This is a genomic window from Bradyrhizobium sp. WCU1, assembly GCF_053474805.1.
In genome coordinates, this window is record NZ_CM130280.1 from 4,800,911 (window position 1) to 4,816,187 (window position 15,277).

Here is a 15,277-nt window from a genome sequence, read left to right on the forward strand (position 1 = left end):
GTCATCGCGATCTTCAGGGACATGCGATCCCGTCGCCGGCGAGCGGCTCAGAACCCGTAGAGGGCCGTTGCATTGTCCACGAGGGCCTTGCGAAGCCGGACGTCATTGCCCAGGCATGATACCAGGAACTCGGCGAGGGGCCCGGGAGCCGGCGGATTGTCGGCTTCGGTCACGTGCGGCCAATCAGAGCCCCATAGAACGCGATCTTCGTTGGTGTCGGCGAAAAGCTGCGCGATCGCGACGGCATCGTCGTAGTACGGTGCTCCGGATCTCGTGTTGAGGTAAGGAGCCGAGAGCTTGATCCAGGTCCGTCCGCCCTCGAGAAGGCGCAGCAACGTATCAAGGCCTGTGCGGGCTGGATCGCCGGGCTCAACCCGTCCGCAATGGTCGATGACCAGTGGCACCGGCAAATCGCTGAGCATCGCCTCGTGCCGCGCGAGTTCGCTCGCCTTCATGTGCAACTGGAGGTGCCATCCGAGGTCTGCGATCGACCGTGCGACGTTCGGCATCATATCCATGGTGGTGCTGCCGACCTGGACTTGATTGAACCGAGCGCCCCGCGCACCTTGCACATGCAGTTCGAAAATTTGATCATGCGCGAGACGATCGTTGATTACCACCACTGCGCGGTAACCGGAGCCTAGCGCAGCGGCGGCGCCCAGCGTGTGCCGGTTGTCCGTACCGTAGAGAGACGGCTGCACCACGACGCCGCGCGTTGTGCCTCTCTCGGCCGCAAATACGCGATACTGGTCTACGGATGCGGTCATGTTGCTGACGACTGCATTCGGCACGGTGGGAAAGGCTGCGTCCATAATGTGGAAGTGGCAATCGGCCGCGCCGGCAAAACTTGCCATGATACGAGCGTTCGGACTTTCCTTCATTGAGGCCTCAGCGCCCGAACACGTGCAGCAGCGCGAGCGAGAAGATCGGGAACGCCGCTACGGACAGGATGCCCAGAAGGAGGGCGAGGATGTAGGGGGCGATTGCCTTCGAGGCGTCCTCCACGCTCGTACCCATGACAGAACAGGCCACGTAAAAGCCAATCCCAAGCGGCGGCATGAAGATGCCGACACCCATCGAGAGCAGGAGCACCATCGCGTAATGGACACCGTCGATGCCGAGCTGGGTCGCCATCGGGTACAGGATAGGGCCGAGAATGATGAGCGCGGGCAGCCCTTCGAGGAGGGAGCCTACGACCACCAGGATGACGATGGAGCCGGCGAAGAAGAGATAGCGGTTGTCGCCGACCGCATGGAGCATCGAGGCCAGGTATTGCGGGAGATTTCCCGCTGCCATGATCCACGCAAATGAGCCGGCCGCTGCAATGATGAAGAGGACCATTCCGGACATCACCGCGCACTCGGTCGCGACGGTCACGAAGGTCCGCCAGCCGATGGAGCGGTAAACCAGCATGCAGAGTAGAATGCCGTACAGGACGGCTACGGACGAAACTTCGGTAGGTGTCGCCACGCCGAATTTGATGCCAAGGACGAGAATGGCTGGCATCATCAACGGGAGCACGGCTCCGCGGGCCGATTGGCCGATCTCCTTGCGCGTGGCTTGTCGAACACTCGCCGTCGGATTGCGCACCGACATGACATACACAAGTATCATCAGGATCGCGGCCAGGACCGCGGCCGGAAGGAGCCCGGCGATGAACATCGCGCCAATCGAGACCGGCACGACAGATCCGAGGACAAGCATGGCGATGCTGGGGGGAATCGTCTCCGACATCGCGGCGGAGGCTGATAGCACCGCCGCTCCATCCCTCAGGCGGTAACCTTTGCGTTCGAGCTCCTCTCGCATGACCGAACCGACCGCGACCACGTCTGCGATCTTTGATCCGGAGACTCCCGAAACGAGATAGGTCGTCATTACGACAACCTGCAGCAGGCCGCCGCGGAAATGGCCGACCAGGGCCATTGCGAGCGCCACGAGCCGCCGGCTAATGCCGCCTTTTTCCATGACCATTCCGGCCCAGATGAAGAACGGCAGTGTGAGGAGGATGAAATGGCCCGAGCCATCGATGGTGTTCTGGGCAATAGCGACAATGGGGGCGAGATCGGTCGCGAGCAAGAACAGGATCGATCCGGCGAGCATCGAGAACGAGACTGGCAAGCCGAAGAGGATCGCCCCGAAGAAAAAGAGCAGCATCAGCACGAGGCCGGATCCGGTCCCCAGTTGCATCCCGGGCACAACGCGGATGGTAGACACGAGCGCTCCGACGACGCCAAGAATGAGGCAGCCGTGGAGGATCGGGAGCACCCTGTGGACTTTCAGGAGGCGTTCGACAGCGAAAAGGCTTACGAGGACCATCCCCGCAATGAACGGCACGACCGTGAGACCGAGGTTCCACTGCAACATTGGCATGATCGACTGCGCATCGATCTCAAGCAGGTCGATGGCAGCGAGGAACGAGACCACCGCAACGACGAGAATGGTGACGTCGATGGTTGCCAGGACTGCGCGCCGGGCGGCGAGTGGTAGCATGTCAGTCACGAGCGCTACGGCCGTGTGGTGGCGGCCGCGATAGGCCAGGGCGCCGCCGACGAACGCAATGGTCAGAAGGGCGAGGCGCGAGACCTCCTCGGCCCACAGGAACGAGTGACCGCTCAGCCCTCTTTGGGCGACCTCCACCAAGATGAGCCCGAGTTCGCCGACCAATACGAAGAACAGCCCCACGCGCGCCGCTGTGTCGATCGCGGACATCATTTGACCGTACACGCGCACGAACGCGCCGCGCTCTGGCGGAGAATCGACCGGCGGCTTCAACCCGAGATGAACCTCGTCGGCCAACTCAATGCCGCTCGCTTCCGACATGAACTGCCCCTCAACCGGCCTGGCTCAGGACGGCGTCCATCAGTTCCGCTCCGATAGTCGGCCGGAACTGGTCGTAAACGGGCTGCAGGGCCGTGCGGTAGGCTGTGCGATCGGCGCCTTGGATCTTGATCCCCTGCTTGACAAACCGCGCCTCGGTCTCCTCGCTGGCTCTTGCGATGGTGGCGCGCGCATCCGCTCTCAGGTCGTGCGCCGCCTCGCGTATGGCCTGCTGGTACTTCGTGGCAAGGCCGTCGAGCTTGCGCTTGCTCGCCATCATCACGCCCGGGTTGTAGACGTGGTCAGTCTTCGTGATGACTTTGATGACCTCATCGTGCTTCGATGCAGCCATTGAGATCATGGGCGTTTCGATGGCTTCGATGGCACCTTGGGAGAGCGCAAGGTACACCTCAGAGAGGTCAACCTGGACGGGGTTGGCGCCGAGCCTATTGAACATCGCGGCATAGATCGCGCCGGGCTGAACGCGGATTTTCATTCCTTTCGCCTCGGCAGGCGTCGCCAGAGAGCGACCTGTCGTCGATGTCACGCGCCAGCCGAAATGTGCATATGAAAGGCCATAGATGCCCTTTGCAGGCAGTTCCTCCAGCAACTTGGGACCGATCTCCCCGTCAAGCATTCGCTCAGCTGACGCCGCGTCCTTGAACAGGAACGGGAGGTCGACGACCATGAACTTCGGGTAGAGCGTCTGGATGAAGCCCGACGTGTGACAGCAGAGGTCGACAATGCCGGTCTGCATGCCGGTCAACATGTTGACCTGCGACCCCAGTTGTCCGGTCGTATAGACTTGAATCTCGACGCCCCCATCCGTCTTTTCCTTGACCTTGTCGGCGAAGCGCAGCGCAACTCCCATGAACGGGTGCGACGGCGTGTCGGGATAGACCATCTTCAATGTGTGCTGTGCCGCGCTCGCGAAATTCGAACGGACGATAAGCGGCGCGGACAACCCGGCTGCGAGCAAATGGCGTCTCGATAGCGTCATGATGTATCTCTCCCTGGACTTGAACTCTTGTTTTTTTGGACGGGCCGGCCCTGCTGGCCGGCGTTCAATGTGGCGGCAGCCTCGCAAGCATGGCGTCAATTGCCACCTTGTGGTCGGCGGGCTCGACGCCCTGAAAATGCTCCTTGAGCCCCAATCCCTGCTTCCAACGAAGGCGGGCGACGATAGCGCGCGCCATAACGGGTTCGATACCAGCGTCCGCGATCGCTTCCGCCGACATCTCCAGTTCCTCAGCGCGGCGTTTCGCGTGGATCACGCCCGACGGGACCAGACTCTCGACGGTGTCCATCCAAGGGCGCGCTAACGTCTTGCAGGCCGAAGCGAGCACCACCTCATCCACACCGTAATGGCGGGCAGCCAGCATCATCTCGTCGGTCAGCGCCTCGATCCCCTTGAGCAAGACGGAGCGCAGGATCTTGATCCCCGACGCCCGCCCAAGTTCGCGACCTACGAACGTGATGTTCATGCCCCAGGGATTAAGCAGATCCCGGACGCGCTCGCCGGCCGGCCCGCTCGACAGGATAGGCATTGCGTAGCCGTTCTTGGGCGTCCCCTCGATGGACGCATCCGCAAGCAGCGCTCCACTTGATGCTAGAGTATCTGCGACCGATACCTTGATCTTCGGCGTCGCCGAAGCGAAGTCGACGAAGGTATGTTGCGCGCCTAGGCAGCCCACGAAGGCCGCAGCACTTTCAAGCGAAGCCGATCCGGGCGTCACGCTGATGATGAGGTCCGCCGACTCGCTGAGTTCACGATTCGAGCGGACGAGCGTAACGCCGGCTTCGGCGGCGCGGCGCTGGATCAGGGAGGCAAACGGGCCATCGAACGCATACTTGTCGTAGGCATGAACGACTTGAAGCCCGGCATTACGCAGACCCGCCCCGAGCGTGCTGCCGATCTCACCATATCCCACGAGGCCAAGCCTGACTTGAACCTTGCCCAACAGATCATCCTCCTCGATCTAAAATCTTCTGAGGCGCTACTTCGCGTACGCTCCCTTGTACGTGCCATCGCGGACGCTCTTCAGAATCGCATCTTCCTTGGCCTCCTGCTCTTTGACGGAGCGGATGAGGTCCTCGGCGATTGAGGGCGGGAATGCGACGACGCCGTCTTCGTCACCGACGACGATGTCGCCGGGTTGCACGACCATGCCACCGATCGAGACCGCTACATTCGTCTGGCCGGGCCCATTCTTGTAGGGACCACGATGAATCGCGGCGCGCGCAAAAACGGGGAAATCCGAACGCCCGAGCGCCCCAGCGTCACGGATCGCGCCATCGACCACGATGCCCGCTGCACCACGACGTGCCGCGATTTCGGCAATAATCTCGCCGACCAGAGCGCGGCTTGTGTCGCCCCCGCCGTCGATCACGAGGACGTCCCCCTGGCGAAACAATTCGAGGGCCTGATGAATGGCGCGATTGTCGCCGGCGGCAGTTCTGATCGTGAAAGCAAGGCCGACCATGGATCCGCCTCGGTGAAAGGGGCGCAACCCAGTTGCGCCCGGCATGCGCTCAAGATTGTCGCTGATAACCGCGGTCGCCACGTCCTTGAATATCAGCGCCGGAAGCCCGCTCACATTCTTAAGTTCGGTCATGCCGTCCTCCCCATCCTGTTTTGTTGCTTAAAAACAAAAAAAATACAAAATGTCAATTATTCTCACGACACTCAGCCAATAAGATTGAAAATAGTACACTATTTGTACAATTGCGAGCAATCCCCATTGCCTTGCGAATTCCCTTGGGACTAAGCTGCGAGTTCTCGTTTAGGGGGAGGCAATGGCGGGTGGACAGGACCGGGCTTACAGCGTTCTACGATTGAGGGTTGTCGGCGGGCATTATCCGCCCGGTTTCCACCTTCGGGAAGAACCGCTGGCGAGAGAGCTGGGTCTTAGCCGCACGCCGGTGCGGGCAGCCCTGAGAAGGCTGGTTGAGGACGGACTCGCGACGACGGACGCCGGCCAAGGCATTCACGTAACGGAATGGAGCGAGGCCGACATTGAGGAGACGTTCCGCCTCCGCATCTTGCTCGAAGCGCATGCCACCGAACGCGCAGTGGCGCGAGGTGACGAGGAGCTTGCCAAGCGCCTGGAGGCAAGCAACCAGATCATGGCATCTGCCATCGCAAAAGGCGACGACGAGTCGATCTCGGTCATTCAAGCGACCAACAGGGAGTTTCATCGCACCCTACTCGAGTTCGCCGGCTCGCCTCGGCTCCGTGCGATCCTCGAGCCAATGATCGACATGCCGATCGTGGTGCGGTCGTTTTTTCTGTACTCACCGGCAGAACTCGCTCAGAGCCTTCACCATCACGAGGACATCACGATCGCAGCACGCCTGCGCGATGGACAGCTCGGGCGACGCGCGATGCAGCTCCATCTTACGATGTCATACGCCCGTGTCCTTCAGCACCGCGAGAATTGGCGCGAGAAACGGCCAATCGCCCCCTCCGATACTCAGTAAGGAGCGAGCGGCTCTGTCACGGCGTACTTGCCGTCGGTTGTGCGTTTTTTGGTTTCTTAGCTGCGCTTCACCGCTCATAGCCGGTAGGATCTGAACTGTCCGACGGGCTCGCGAACGCCTTACGCAGAACTGTCCAAGGAAATCGGGGTTACGACAACTTCTAACCGCGCGAAGGCCGAATCGTGGTTGGCCCGCGGCCTTATCTTGCTCCAGAACGCGGAGTGGTGGCGCGCGGCACATCCGCACACCGTCGGCGACGATGATGTATTGGGGCAACCACGCCAAGACGCGCGAGGCCTTCCAGGGCGGCTTGACCAAGAGCGGCAACAAGTGCGTTCGCAATGCCGGTGGAACGTATACCTATGCGGGCCGCAGCGATGACATGCTCCCATGCCAAACTTGCTCAGAGCGCCTTTCAAAGCAACAGTCTTCGCAAGCAAGCCAATTCAACTGCACGGACCGGACAATCGATACCAACGTCAGTATGCGTTGTTGCTCGACGTGCTGCGGATGGACGTCTCGGAGGACCTGCTCCCCTAGATGACGAAGGGGGAACGATGTCTCTTTCTTGCGTTTGGCAACGTCAGGTGAGCCCGTACTTCGTCATCTTGGTATGCAGCAGCTGGCGGTGTATCCCGAGCTTTCGGGCGGCCTCTGTTCGATTGCCGCCGCTTTGGGCGAGGGCAGTGGTGATCATTTTGCGCTCGAGTTGCTCGAGCGCTGCCGGCAGGTCCTCCGCGACGATGCCTTGCGTTTCCGCGCCGGCCGACGACGAGAGGAAGTCCAAATCGTCGACGTCCAGCGTCGTGCTGCGGCTAAAGATGGCGGCGCGTTCCATGGCATTGCGCAGTTCGCGGACGTTGCCTGGCCAGTCGTGAGAGCTGAGTCGTTTGGCGGCTTCGGCGGAGAGTTCGGTCGATCGATTGCCCGCCGCATTCAGGAAGTGTCGAGCGAGTGGAATGATATCTTCGCTTCGATCCCGCAAAGGCTGCAGCGCGATCGGCACGACGTTGAGGCGGTAGAAGAGATCCTCCCTGAATTTTCCTTGCCTCACCCAAGTCGCGAGATCCCGATGGGTCGCCGCTATGATGCGAACGTCGAGCGGCTGAGACCGTCCGCCGACGGGCGTCACGACGCGTTCCTGGATGGCTCGCAGGATTTTTGCCTGCATCACGAGATCCATGTCCCCGATCTCGTCGAGAAAGAGCGTGCCTCCGTCCGCATCCCGGAACGCTCCCTTGCGCTCCGCTACGGCGCCCGTGAATGCGCCTTTGACGTGTCCGAACAACTCGCTTTCGAGCAGATCGGTCGGAATGGCTGCGCAATTGAGAGCGACGAAAGGACCAACCGACCGCGCCCCGGCGCGATGAATGGTGCGCGCCACGACTTCCTTGCCCGTGCCGGTCTCGCCGGTGATCAGCACCGTCGTGTCGGTGTCGGCGACAAGGCCGATGGTCTTCTGAACGATGCGCATGCCCGCGCTCGAGCCGATGAGATCATCGCCCGGCGTGTCTTCGTCCTCCGGCCGCCCGGCCTCGCGGCTCGCGACGCGCGGCCTCGTCATCCGGCGCAGCAGCGATGAGAGATCGTCCCGTCCCACCGGTTTTGTGAGATGGTCGAATGCCCCGAGCCTCATCGCCTCGATCGTGTTGGCTGCGCTGGCGAAGGCCGTCATTATCGCGACTGGCGGCCGCTTGTCGCCCATCTCGCGATAATGACGAAGCACGTCGAGGCCGTTCATATCGGGCATACGAAGATCCAGCAGTACGGCGTCGGGCCTGTGAGCGTCGGCCGCGCGGATCGCTTCTTTCCCGTTCGAAGCCATGCTTGTCTCATATCCGAGGTCGCGCACCGTCTCGCATATCGCGTCGCGCAGCACCTTGTCGTCGTCGACGATCAGTACGCGGGTCATGTCGGCGCTCCGCATGGCAGATCGATCGTGAAGGTCGTGCCGTCGTCTCGATGCTCCAGCAGGACTTGGCCGCCGTGAGCCTCCGCGATTTCCCGCACGATAGCGAGGCCGAGACCAGTGCCTTCGGCGCGTCCGGTCGCAAAGGGCTCGAAGAGGTGATCTCGAACGTCGTCCGGAACGCCAAAGCCGTGGTCTTCGACGGCGATCGCAACGCGATCGTCCGTCGCCCTCGCCCGGACAGCGATGGTCGTGCCGTCGGCGGAGTTTTGGATCGCATTGAGGAGCAGATTGTCAACCGCGCGGCCGATCTGCGACGCATCCAGGAACAAAGGGCAGGGCAGTTCGGCGGGGGCTTCGAGCGTGATCTTCCTCTTGCCCGCTTGCTCGGCGAAGAGCGAAATGCGCTGAGAAAGGAAATCCCGGATTGCGGACACTTCCTGTCGATCGACTTTCGAACTCTGAACGGAGCGCAACAGGTTCTGCAGCAGCTGCTCCATCCGGGCGACCTGATCGACCACGACGCTCAGGGCATTTCTCGCACGCGATGGGTCTCCAGGTTCCGCGAGTGCGTTCTCGGCCTTCAACCTCATGGCCGTGATCGGGTTCCGTATTTCGTGCGCCACGCCGGCGGCGACCCGTCCGAGCGCAGCAAGGCGCTCTGCGGCGGCGACCTGCTTCTGAAGACGCTCGGAACTTCGACGTGCGTCGGAGGCGGCCGCACCGGCACCGTTGATCGCATGGACGATCCGGTCCAGGTCGCGCTGTCCGGTGACCGCCAGCAAGGGTAGATCCTGGGACCCGGCCGCGAGAGCTTTTTCGATCGCTCGCAAGCGCAGCGACCACCGCCACAAGACCCGGCCCAGGAGTGCGGCAGAGCCGAGAAGCACGACGAGCAATAGCGAGAGACCGGTCGCGACGAGAAGGAACGGCCGCTCCGCTACGTTGACGACGCGCATCATCGTCCAAGCCGCGCGTCCGGACTTGTCGGCGAACGGGCAACCCTGGATCAAAAGTATCTGCGACGTGCCCTCGCGCTTCCAGGCCACAGGCCTGTTGCTCGATACCGTGGTTTCAGCGACCTGGCGGATCGTAGGCTCCTCCGCTTGCGGGAGGTCCGTCTTGACCCCGCTGCCTTCGTAGCTTGGGAACGCATAAGCGAGGGAACCGGTTCCAGCCTGCCACACGCCGCCTTCGACGCCTTTGAAAGCTTCCAACGCTTGCGCGACGCCGCTGCCTTCTCGGGCTACCGGCAGGCGTGCGCTTTCATTCAAAATCGCGTCGCATGACAAAACCAACGTCGTCTGCGCGCGCTCGATGCGCTGGCTCGTCGTCTCTTTGTAGAGGGCAACGAGCATGATCCCAACGATGATCGCAGCGATCAAAAACAATCCCCAGCAGAGGGCGAACCAACCGACTATCGAGCGTGGAAACAATTCGCCGAACCTCGTTCCGAAACCGTCATCCGAGTATGCACGGAACCCACAGCCCGCGCCATGCCGGCTTATTCCATCCGGGCCCGCCGATCATGGCATTGGCAGCCGCTGCGTCGCGCGTGCCATCGGCGGGCGTCGTGATTGCGGACGCGGTGTCTTCAAAGCCGACGGCCAGCGAACCGCAACGCTCCAATTAACGACGTGATTTCAACGCCTCCGGCGTTGGCACGGCGCTTGCGATGTCCTGCACGACAACATCGATAGCAAGGAGCGTCGTATGCACTGGATCGATCCCGATCATCTGCCGGAAGTCGGCGGCACCGTCGAGCTATTCCTGATGAACAAGCACGGCGAAGCCGATGGCTTCCTCATGACGGACGGTCGCGAAGTCCACGTGCCGCCGCACCTGTCGCTGCGCCTGCTGCGCGAGGTCTGCCCAGGCAGCAAGGTGCGCGTGCGTGGCGTGCGTCCTCGCGCCGTCGACATGATCGCAGCCGTCGCCATCGAGACGCCCAAAGGCCGCCTGCTGGACGAGGGGCCGGATCAGCGGCCCGACGACGAATTCGAGGAAGCCAAGCACGGGCCGATGACGGTGCAGGGCATCGTCCGCCAGCCGATCCACGGACCGAAGGGCGAGACCCGAGGGGCCGTTCTCGAGGACGGGCGCATCATCCGCTTGCCGCCGCACGAAGCCGAACGCTTCTCCGATCTGTTCGTCGCCGGTCGCAAGATCGCGGCGAAAGGCGAGGGAGCGACCACTTCCTTCGGGACCATGGTCGAAGCCAAGCAGATCGGTCCTTCCTCGGACGAGCTCAAAGCCGTCGGAGGTCCGAAGAAGCACAAGCACGGGCCCGATCACAAGAAGCCCAAGCATCACGAAAAGCACCATCGTCCTGGCCATCACGGTTGAGTGCCGACAATGGCGCGCGTCCCGAACTCCCGACCGCTGCACTTCGTGCAGATCGGCGATCTGCACGTCACCGATAATGGCCTGCAGAACCATCGCGATTTTCTTCGGATCGTCGAAGAGCTCAACGGAAATGTCGGTGACAAGGTCGATTTCGTCTATCTGCCGGGCGACAATGCCGACGACGGTACCGATGAACAATTCGCGATCGTGCGCGACGGCCTCAAGAGGCTCCAACTCCCTTGGCGCGCGATCCCCGGCGATCACGACTTCAAGCCGAGATCCTTGACCAGCTTCTACGACGGTCTGTATGTCCCGAAGCTGCCCCACGCGCAGGAGGTCAACGGCTGCGTCTGTCTATTCCTCGACGTGGTCTCGCAAGGAACCGGCGGTCCCGATTTCAAGCTCGGTGGACAGCAGTTCGACTGGCTCAAGCTGAGGCTCGGAGCTGCCAAGGAAGAAGGAAAGACGTGTGTCGTGTTCATGCACGCTTATCCCGCGGATCTCGGGGACGAAGCGGAAGCACTGACGCAGCTTCTCGACGAGAGCAGTACGCTGCTCGTCGCCATGGGTCATACCCATTACAACGAAATCTCGCACGACGGTCGCACCGTCTATGCAGCGACAAGGTCGACGGGGCAGATCGAAGAAGGCCCTGTCGGCTTCGCATTCATGGCGGTCGACGGCAACGCCGTCAGCTGGCGCTTCAAGCCGCTCGAATCTTCGTGGCCTTTCGTGATGATCACCTCGCCGGCCGATCGGCGGCTATCGTTCGAAGGTGATGCCGACGGCCGCCCGACCGAAGTGCGCGCCACGGCGTGGGGCGCGGCTCCGACGGCACACGCGGATCTGCGAGTCGATGACGGACCGTGGCTTCGGATGTCGAGCATCGAGGGAGGCCGGTTCAGCGCACCTTTCCGTTCAGACAAGGCCCATCGCCTCGAGGTTCGGGTGACCGACCAGAACGGCTCGCAGGACATCGACGCGATCGAGTGGGATCCGGACGGAAAATGTGGTCGCAAGTCGAGCGGCAGCGACACGAATTCGATCGGTGCGTGGCCCGAGCGCCATCTGTTCGGAACGCAACTTGGTCCCAATCGAAACGGGCGGAAGTGGTGATCGCCCATAATTCATTTTGCGGAATTGACGACATGCAGAACATCAGTCCGGTCTGGCTTTATCCGATCATCCTCGTGTGCGGCGCGCTGCAGGCTTGGGGCCCGCCGATGAACAACGCCTTGCGGAACTCGATGGAGAACCCCTGGCTGTCGAGCATCATCTCCTTCCTGCCGGTCGTCGCGTTCCTCTCCGTCGTGTGGGTCTGTCAGCCTCATCCGTTCCCGACCCGGGAAAGCATCGCTGCGATGCCGTGGTGGGCCCCGCTCGGAGGGCTGATCGGCGCGTTCGCGGTGGTCGCGGGCCTCATCTTCGTCGGCCAGGTCGGCGCCGGAACGTTCGGCGGCCTGACCATCACGGCGAACATCCTGATGTCGCTGATCATCGACAAGTACGGATTGTTCGGGATGACGGTCCGCGAGCTCAGCTTGGGTCGCATTGCTGGCGCCATCCTCATGGTGGCCGGTATCGCTCTCATCTCGAAGTTCTGAGGGGAGGTCCGCATGACGCTCGCGCAATCCCAGCAACGAGCCCTCGCACCCCTGCTCGCCTTGAACTTCTTCATGGCGGACATGCAGGCGGGCATCGGCCCGTTCCTCGGCGTCTTCCTCCTCGCCCACGGCTGGCAGAGCGGCTGGATCGGCACGGTGATGACCGCGGGCGGCGTCGCCGGCATGCTGATGACCACGCCAGCGGGAGCGTTGATCGACTCGACGCGCAGCAAGCGCCTGTACGTGATCATTCCAGGCGTCTGCACCGTCATCGCATCCGGTATCGTGCTGCTGTCGCAGGAATTCTGGCTGGTGGCGGCATCCCAAGTGGCGACCGCGATCGCCGGCGCTGCGATCGGGCCCGCGGTGGCCGGCATCACGCTCGGTATCGTGCGCCAAGCCGGCTTCAACCGTCAGAACGGAAAGAACCAGGCCTACAATCACGCGGGCAACATGGTCGGCGCGGCGTTGTCCGGGCTGCTCGGATGGCTCTACGGGTTCACGGCCGTGTTCTGGCTCGCCGCGGCGTTCGGCGTGCTCTCGATATTATCCGTGCTGATGATCCCGGGCGATGCCATCGACGATGACGCCGCGCGCGGTCTCGAGCAGAAGGACAGCCAGCAAGGCCATGTCAGCGGGCTGCAGGTCCTCGTCGAATCCAAACCGTTGTTGATCCTTTCGGCCGCGTTGCTGTTCTTCCACCTCGGCAACGCGGCGATGCTGCCCCTCTACGGGCTGGCGGTGGTCGCCGACAAGCAGGCGGATCCGGCAAGTTTCGTCGCGATGACGATCGTGATCGCCCAGGGCGTGATGATCCTGACCTCATTGGCCGCGATGCGGATGGCCGAGAAGGAAGGCTACTGGCTGGTGTTGCTGGTCTCCTTCGTCGCTCTCCCGATCCGAGGCGTCATCGCGGCCTGGCTGCTGAACAAATGGGGCGTCTACCCCGTGCAGATCCTCGACGGCATCGGAGCCGGTCTGCAGAGCGTCGCCGTTCCCGGATTGGTGGCTCGGATTCTCGACGGTACCGGCCGCGTCAACGTCGGCCAAGGAGCGGTCATGACCGTCCAGGGCATCGGAGCCTCGATCAGCCCGGCCATCGGCGGCTGGATCGCGCAGGTGATGGGCTACGGACTGATGTTCCTCATTCTGGGCTCGTTCGCGGCGGTGTCGGTCGGGCTCTGGCTGGCGTTCGCTTCCTTGCTCAAGCCGGCCTGCGCCGGCAGACCGAGCCGTTCCGCGCCTGAATTTGCCGTCGCAGGAGCGGGCTGATGTTCAGCGCGGCCACCGCGACATGGGGCATTGCAGGCCTCGCCACCCTCGGCGTGGTCGCGCGGCCGTGGAATCTGCCGGAGTTCATCTGGGCCGCAATCGGTGCGGTGCTGCTCGTCGCCTTCGACCTGCTGCCGTGGCGCGAGGCTTTGACGGCCGCCGGCAAAGGCGTCGACGTCTACTTCTTCCTGATCGGAATGATGCTGCTCGCCGAGGTCGCGCGCAAGGAAGGCTTGTTCGACTGGCTCGCGGTGCAGGCCGTGCGGCAATCCCGCCGGTCGGCTTCACGGTTGTTCGCGATCGTATATGCGGTCGGCACGGTGGTTACGATCTTCCTGTCGAACGACGCCACTGCCGTGGTTCTGACGCCGGCGGTCTACGCGGCGACCCGCGCGGCCAAGGTGGAACCGCTGCCTTACCTGTTCGTCTGCGCTTTCATTGCCAACGCGGCGAGCTTCGTTCTGCCGATCTCGAACCCGGCCAATCTCGTCGTTTTCGGCGAGCGGATGCCGACGTTGCTCGAATGGCTGCGCTACTTCGCGCTGCCGTCGGTGATCGCGATCGTGGCGACGTTCGTCCTGCTCCGCTTCAGCCAGCGCGAAAGCCTTCAAGGTGACGTGGAGAGCGAAGAGAAGGGCATCGCGTTGACGCGTGGCGCCGCGATCGTTGCCTTCGGCATCGGCGCGACGGCAGTCGCGCTGCTGGCTGCATCAGCGCTCGGTCGCGATATCGGTCTTCCGACATTCGTTTGCGGCGCGATCGTCACGGCGATCGTTCTGGTGCTCGGGCGGAAGTCTCCGCTGCCGGTCCTTCGGGACGTCGCCTGGTCGGTGCTGCCGCTGGTCGCCGGCCTCTTCATTCTCGTCGAAGGGCTGAACCATACCGGCGTGCTTCCGGCTCTTGCCGACGTCTTGAAGCGGGCCGCCGCCGATGCGCCGAAAGCCACGGCATGGGGAGCCGGCATCGTCACCGCGTTTGCTTCGAACCTCATCAACAACCTTCCCATGGGTCTCATTGCGGCGACCACGTCTCACGCCGCCCAAGCGTCGCATGAAATAACGGGCGCGATCCTGATCGGCGTGGACCTCGGTCCGAACCTCTCGGTGACAGGTTCGCTCGCGACGATCCTCTGGCTGATCGCCATTCGTCGCGAGGGTGAGGACGTCGGCGCCACTCGCTTCCTGAAGCTCGGCCTCCTGGTGATGCCGCCGAGCCTTCTTCTTTCGCTTCTCTCGCTTTCGCTGGTGGCGCCTCGATGACGCGCCGGCAAAACCCGTTCTCGTTCGTCCGAGCGAGAACCAGCAACCGGAGCCGATCGGCCGATCGGCGTGAATGGAGGAAGACATGACCAATGAAGCAGATCGCGACCGCCGGACCGACCTGTCTCGGCGCACCCTCGCTCTGGCTACCGGCGTCGCGGCGCTAGGCGTCGCGCTCGGCATGCGCTCGACCGCGTTCGCGCAAGGCAAGGCCGATGCCAAGGGGGAAGGCAAGGCGGACTCGAAGATCGAAGGCAAGGCGGACGCAAAGGGAGAAGGTAAAGGCGAGGGCAAGGCCGAGGCCAAGGGCGAAGGCAAAGGAGAAGGCAAAGGTGAGGGAAAAGGCGAGGGGAAGGGTGAAGGAAAAGGCGAAGGAAAGATCGAAGGCAAGGGTGAAGGAAAGGGCGAAGGCAAGTTCGGCGGCAAGGAAGGACGCTGGGATGGCAAGGCCGGCCGCATCAAGGTCGATGTCGCAAGTGACGGCGCGACAGCCATCGACGTGCGGTGCGCCGCCGACGAACCCATGCGGACCTGCGCCGACATCACGCGCGACATCGTCGATCGGATCAGGGCACCAAAGTAGTTCGAGG

Annotated in this window: 14 protein-coding genes; 7 read left to right on the forward strand and 7 right to left on the reverse strand. The window is 62.7% G+C overall.

All coding sequences use genetic code 11. From position 1 onward, the window contains the following. Positions 1-47: 47 nt before the first annotated feature. The 5 genes from ACTUWL_RS22245 to ACTUWL_RS22265 all read right to left on the reverse strand — a co-directional run bounded on the left by ACTUWL_RS22245 (position 48) and on the right by ACTUWL_RS22265 (position 5,432). Positions 48-881: an amidohydrolase family protein gene (locus ACTUWL_RS22245; protein WP_021077019.1), complete on the reverse strand. Its 834-nt coding sequence runs from the start codon at positions 879-881 to the stop codon at positions 48-50. Positions 882-888: 7 nt separating this feature from the next. Then, complete coding sequence (locus tag ACTUWL_RS22250) at positions 889-2,820, reverse strand: TRAP transporter large permease (protein WP_021077020.1); 1,932 nt, start codon at positions 2,818-2,820, stop codon at positions 889-891. Between the two features lie 10 nt (positions 2,821-2,830). Then, positions 2,831-3,817 carry a TRAP transporter substrate-binding protein gene (locus tag ACTUWL_RS22255; protein ID WP_021077021.1) on the reverse strand — a complete coding sequence of 329 codons (987 nt, stop codon included), beginning with the start codon at positions 3,815-3,817 and terminating at the stop codon, positions 2,831-2,833. A 64-nt stretch (positions 3,818-3,881) separates the two neighbouring features. Next, positions 3,882-4,781: a DUF1932 domain-containing protein gene (locus ACTUWL_RS22260; protein ID WP_035650153.1), complete on the reverse strand. Its 900-nt coding sequence runs from the start codon at positions 4,779-4,781 to the stop codon at positions 3,882-3,884. Positions 4,782-4,814: 33 nt separating this feature from the next. Then, positions 4,815-5,432 carry an RraA family protein gene (locus tag ACTUWL_RS22265; protein WP_021077023.1) on the reverse strand — a complete coding sequence of 206 codons (618 nt, stop codon included), beginning with the start codon at positions 5,430-5,432 and terminating at the stop codon, positions 4,815-4,817. Positions 5,433-5,613: 181 nt separating this feature from the next. Here ACTUWL_RS22265 and ACTUWL_RS22270 point away from each other — a divergent pair, with 181 nt between their 5' ends. Continuing rightward, positions 5,614-6,297, forward strand: coding sequence for a GntR family transcriptional regulator (locus ACTUWL_RS22270; RefSeq protein ID WP_021077024.1), 684 nt, complete (start codon positions 5,614-5,616; stop codon positions 6,295-6,297). Positions 6,298-6,880: 583 nt separating this feature from the next. Here ACTUWL_RS22270 and ACTUWL_RS22275 read toward each other — a convergent pair. Beyond that, positions 6,881-8,209, reverse strand: coding sequence for a sigma-54-dependent transcriptional regulator (locus ACTUWL_RS22275; RefSeq protein WP_021077025.1), 1,329 nt, complete (start codon positions 8,207-8,209; stop codon positions 6,881-6,883). After that, positions 8,206-9,591, reverse strand: coding sequence for a sensor histidine kinase (locus ACTUWL_RS22280; RefSeq protein WP_106940075.1), 1,386 nt, complete (start codon positions 9,589-9,591; stop codon positions 8,206-8,208). The genes ACTUWL_RS22275 and ACTUWL_RS22280 overlap by 4 nt, the downstream gene beginning before the upstream one ends. A gap of 328 nt (positions 9,592-9,919) precedes the next feature. On the opposite strand from ACTUWL_RS22280, the gene ACTUWL_RS22285 reads away from it, so the two are divergent. The 6 genes from ACTUWL_RS22285 to ACTUWL_RS22310 all read left to right on the forward strand — a co-directional run bounded on the left by ACTUWL_RS22285 (position 9,920) and on the right by ACTUWL_RS22310 (position 15,270). Then, on the forward strand, positions 9,920-10,552 hold the full coding sequence (locus tag ACTUWL_RS22285) for a hypothetical protein (RefSeq protein WP_021077027.1): 633 nt from the start codon (positions 9,920-9,922) through the stop codon (positions 10,550-10,552). 9 nt (positions 10,553-10,561) lie between these two features. Then, positions 10,562-11,668 (forward strand): metallophosphoesterase, encoded by a 1,107-nt coding sequence (locus tag ACTUWL_RS22290; RefSeq protein ID WP_021077028.1) that lies wholly within the window; start codon positions 10,562-10,564, stop codon positions 11,666-11,668. Positions 11,669-11,700: 32 nt separating this feature from the next. Continuing rightward, the gene (locus tag ACTUWL_RS22295; protein ID WP_021077029.1) at positions 11,701-12,156 is read left to right on the forward strand and encodes a DMT family transporter; all 456 of its coding nucleotides are present in this window, start codon (positions 11,701-11,703) and stop codon (positions 12,154-12,156) included. A gap of 12 nt (positions 12,157-12,168) precedes the next feature. Continuing rightward, complete coding sequence (locus tag ACTUWL_RS22300) at positions 12,169-13,428, forward strand: MFS transporter (RefSeq protein ID WP_021077030.1); 1,260 nt, start codon at positions 12,169-12,171, stop codon at positions 13,426-13,428. Further along, positions 13,428-14,687, forward strand: a complete 1,260-nt coding sequence (locus ACTUWL_RS22305) for an arsenic transporter (protein ID WP_021077031.1) — start codon at positions 13,428-13,430, stop codon at positions 14,685-14,687. Before ACTUWL_RS22300 ends, ACTUWL_RS22305 begins: the two co-directional genes overlap by 1 nt. A gap of 85 nt (positions 14,688-14,772) precedes the next feature. Next, entirely contained in the window at positions 14,773-15,270 is a 498-nt protein-coding gene (locus tag ACTUWL_RS22310; protein WP_021077032.1) for a hypothetical protein, read from the forward strand. Positions 15,271-15,277 lie beyond the last annotated feature (7 nt).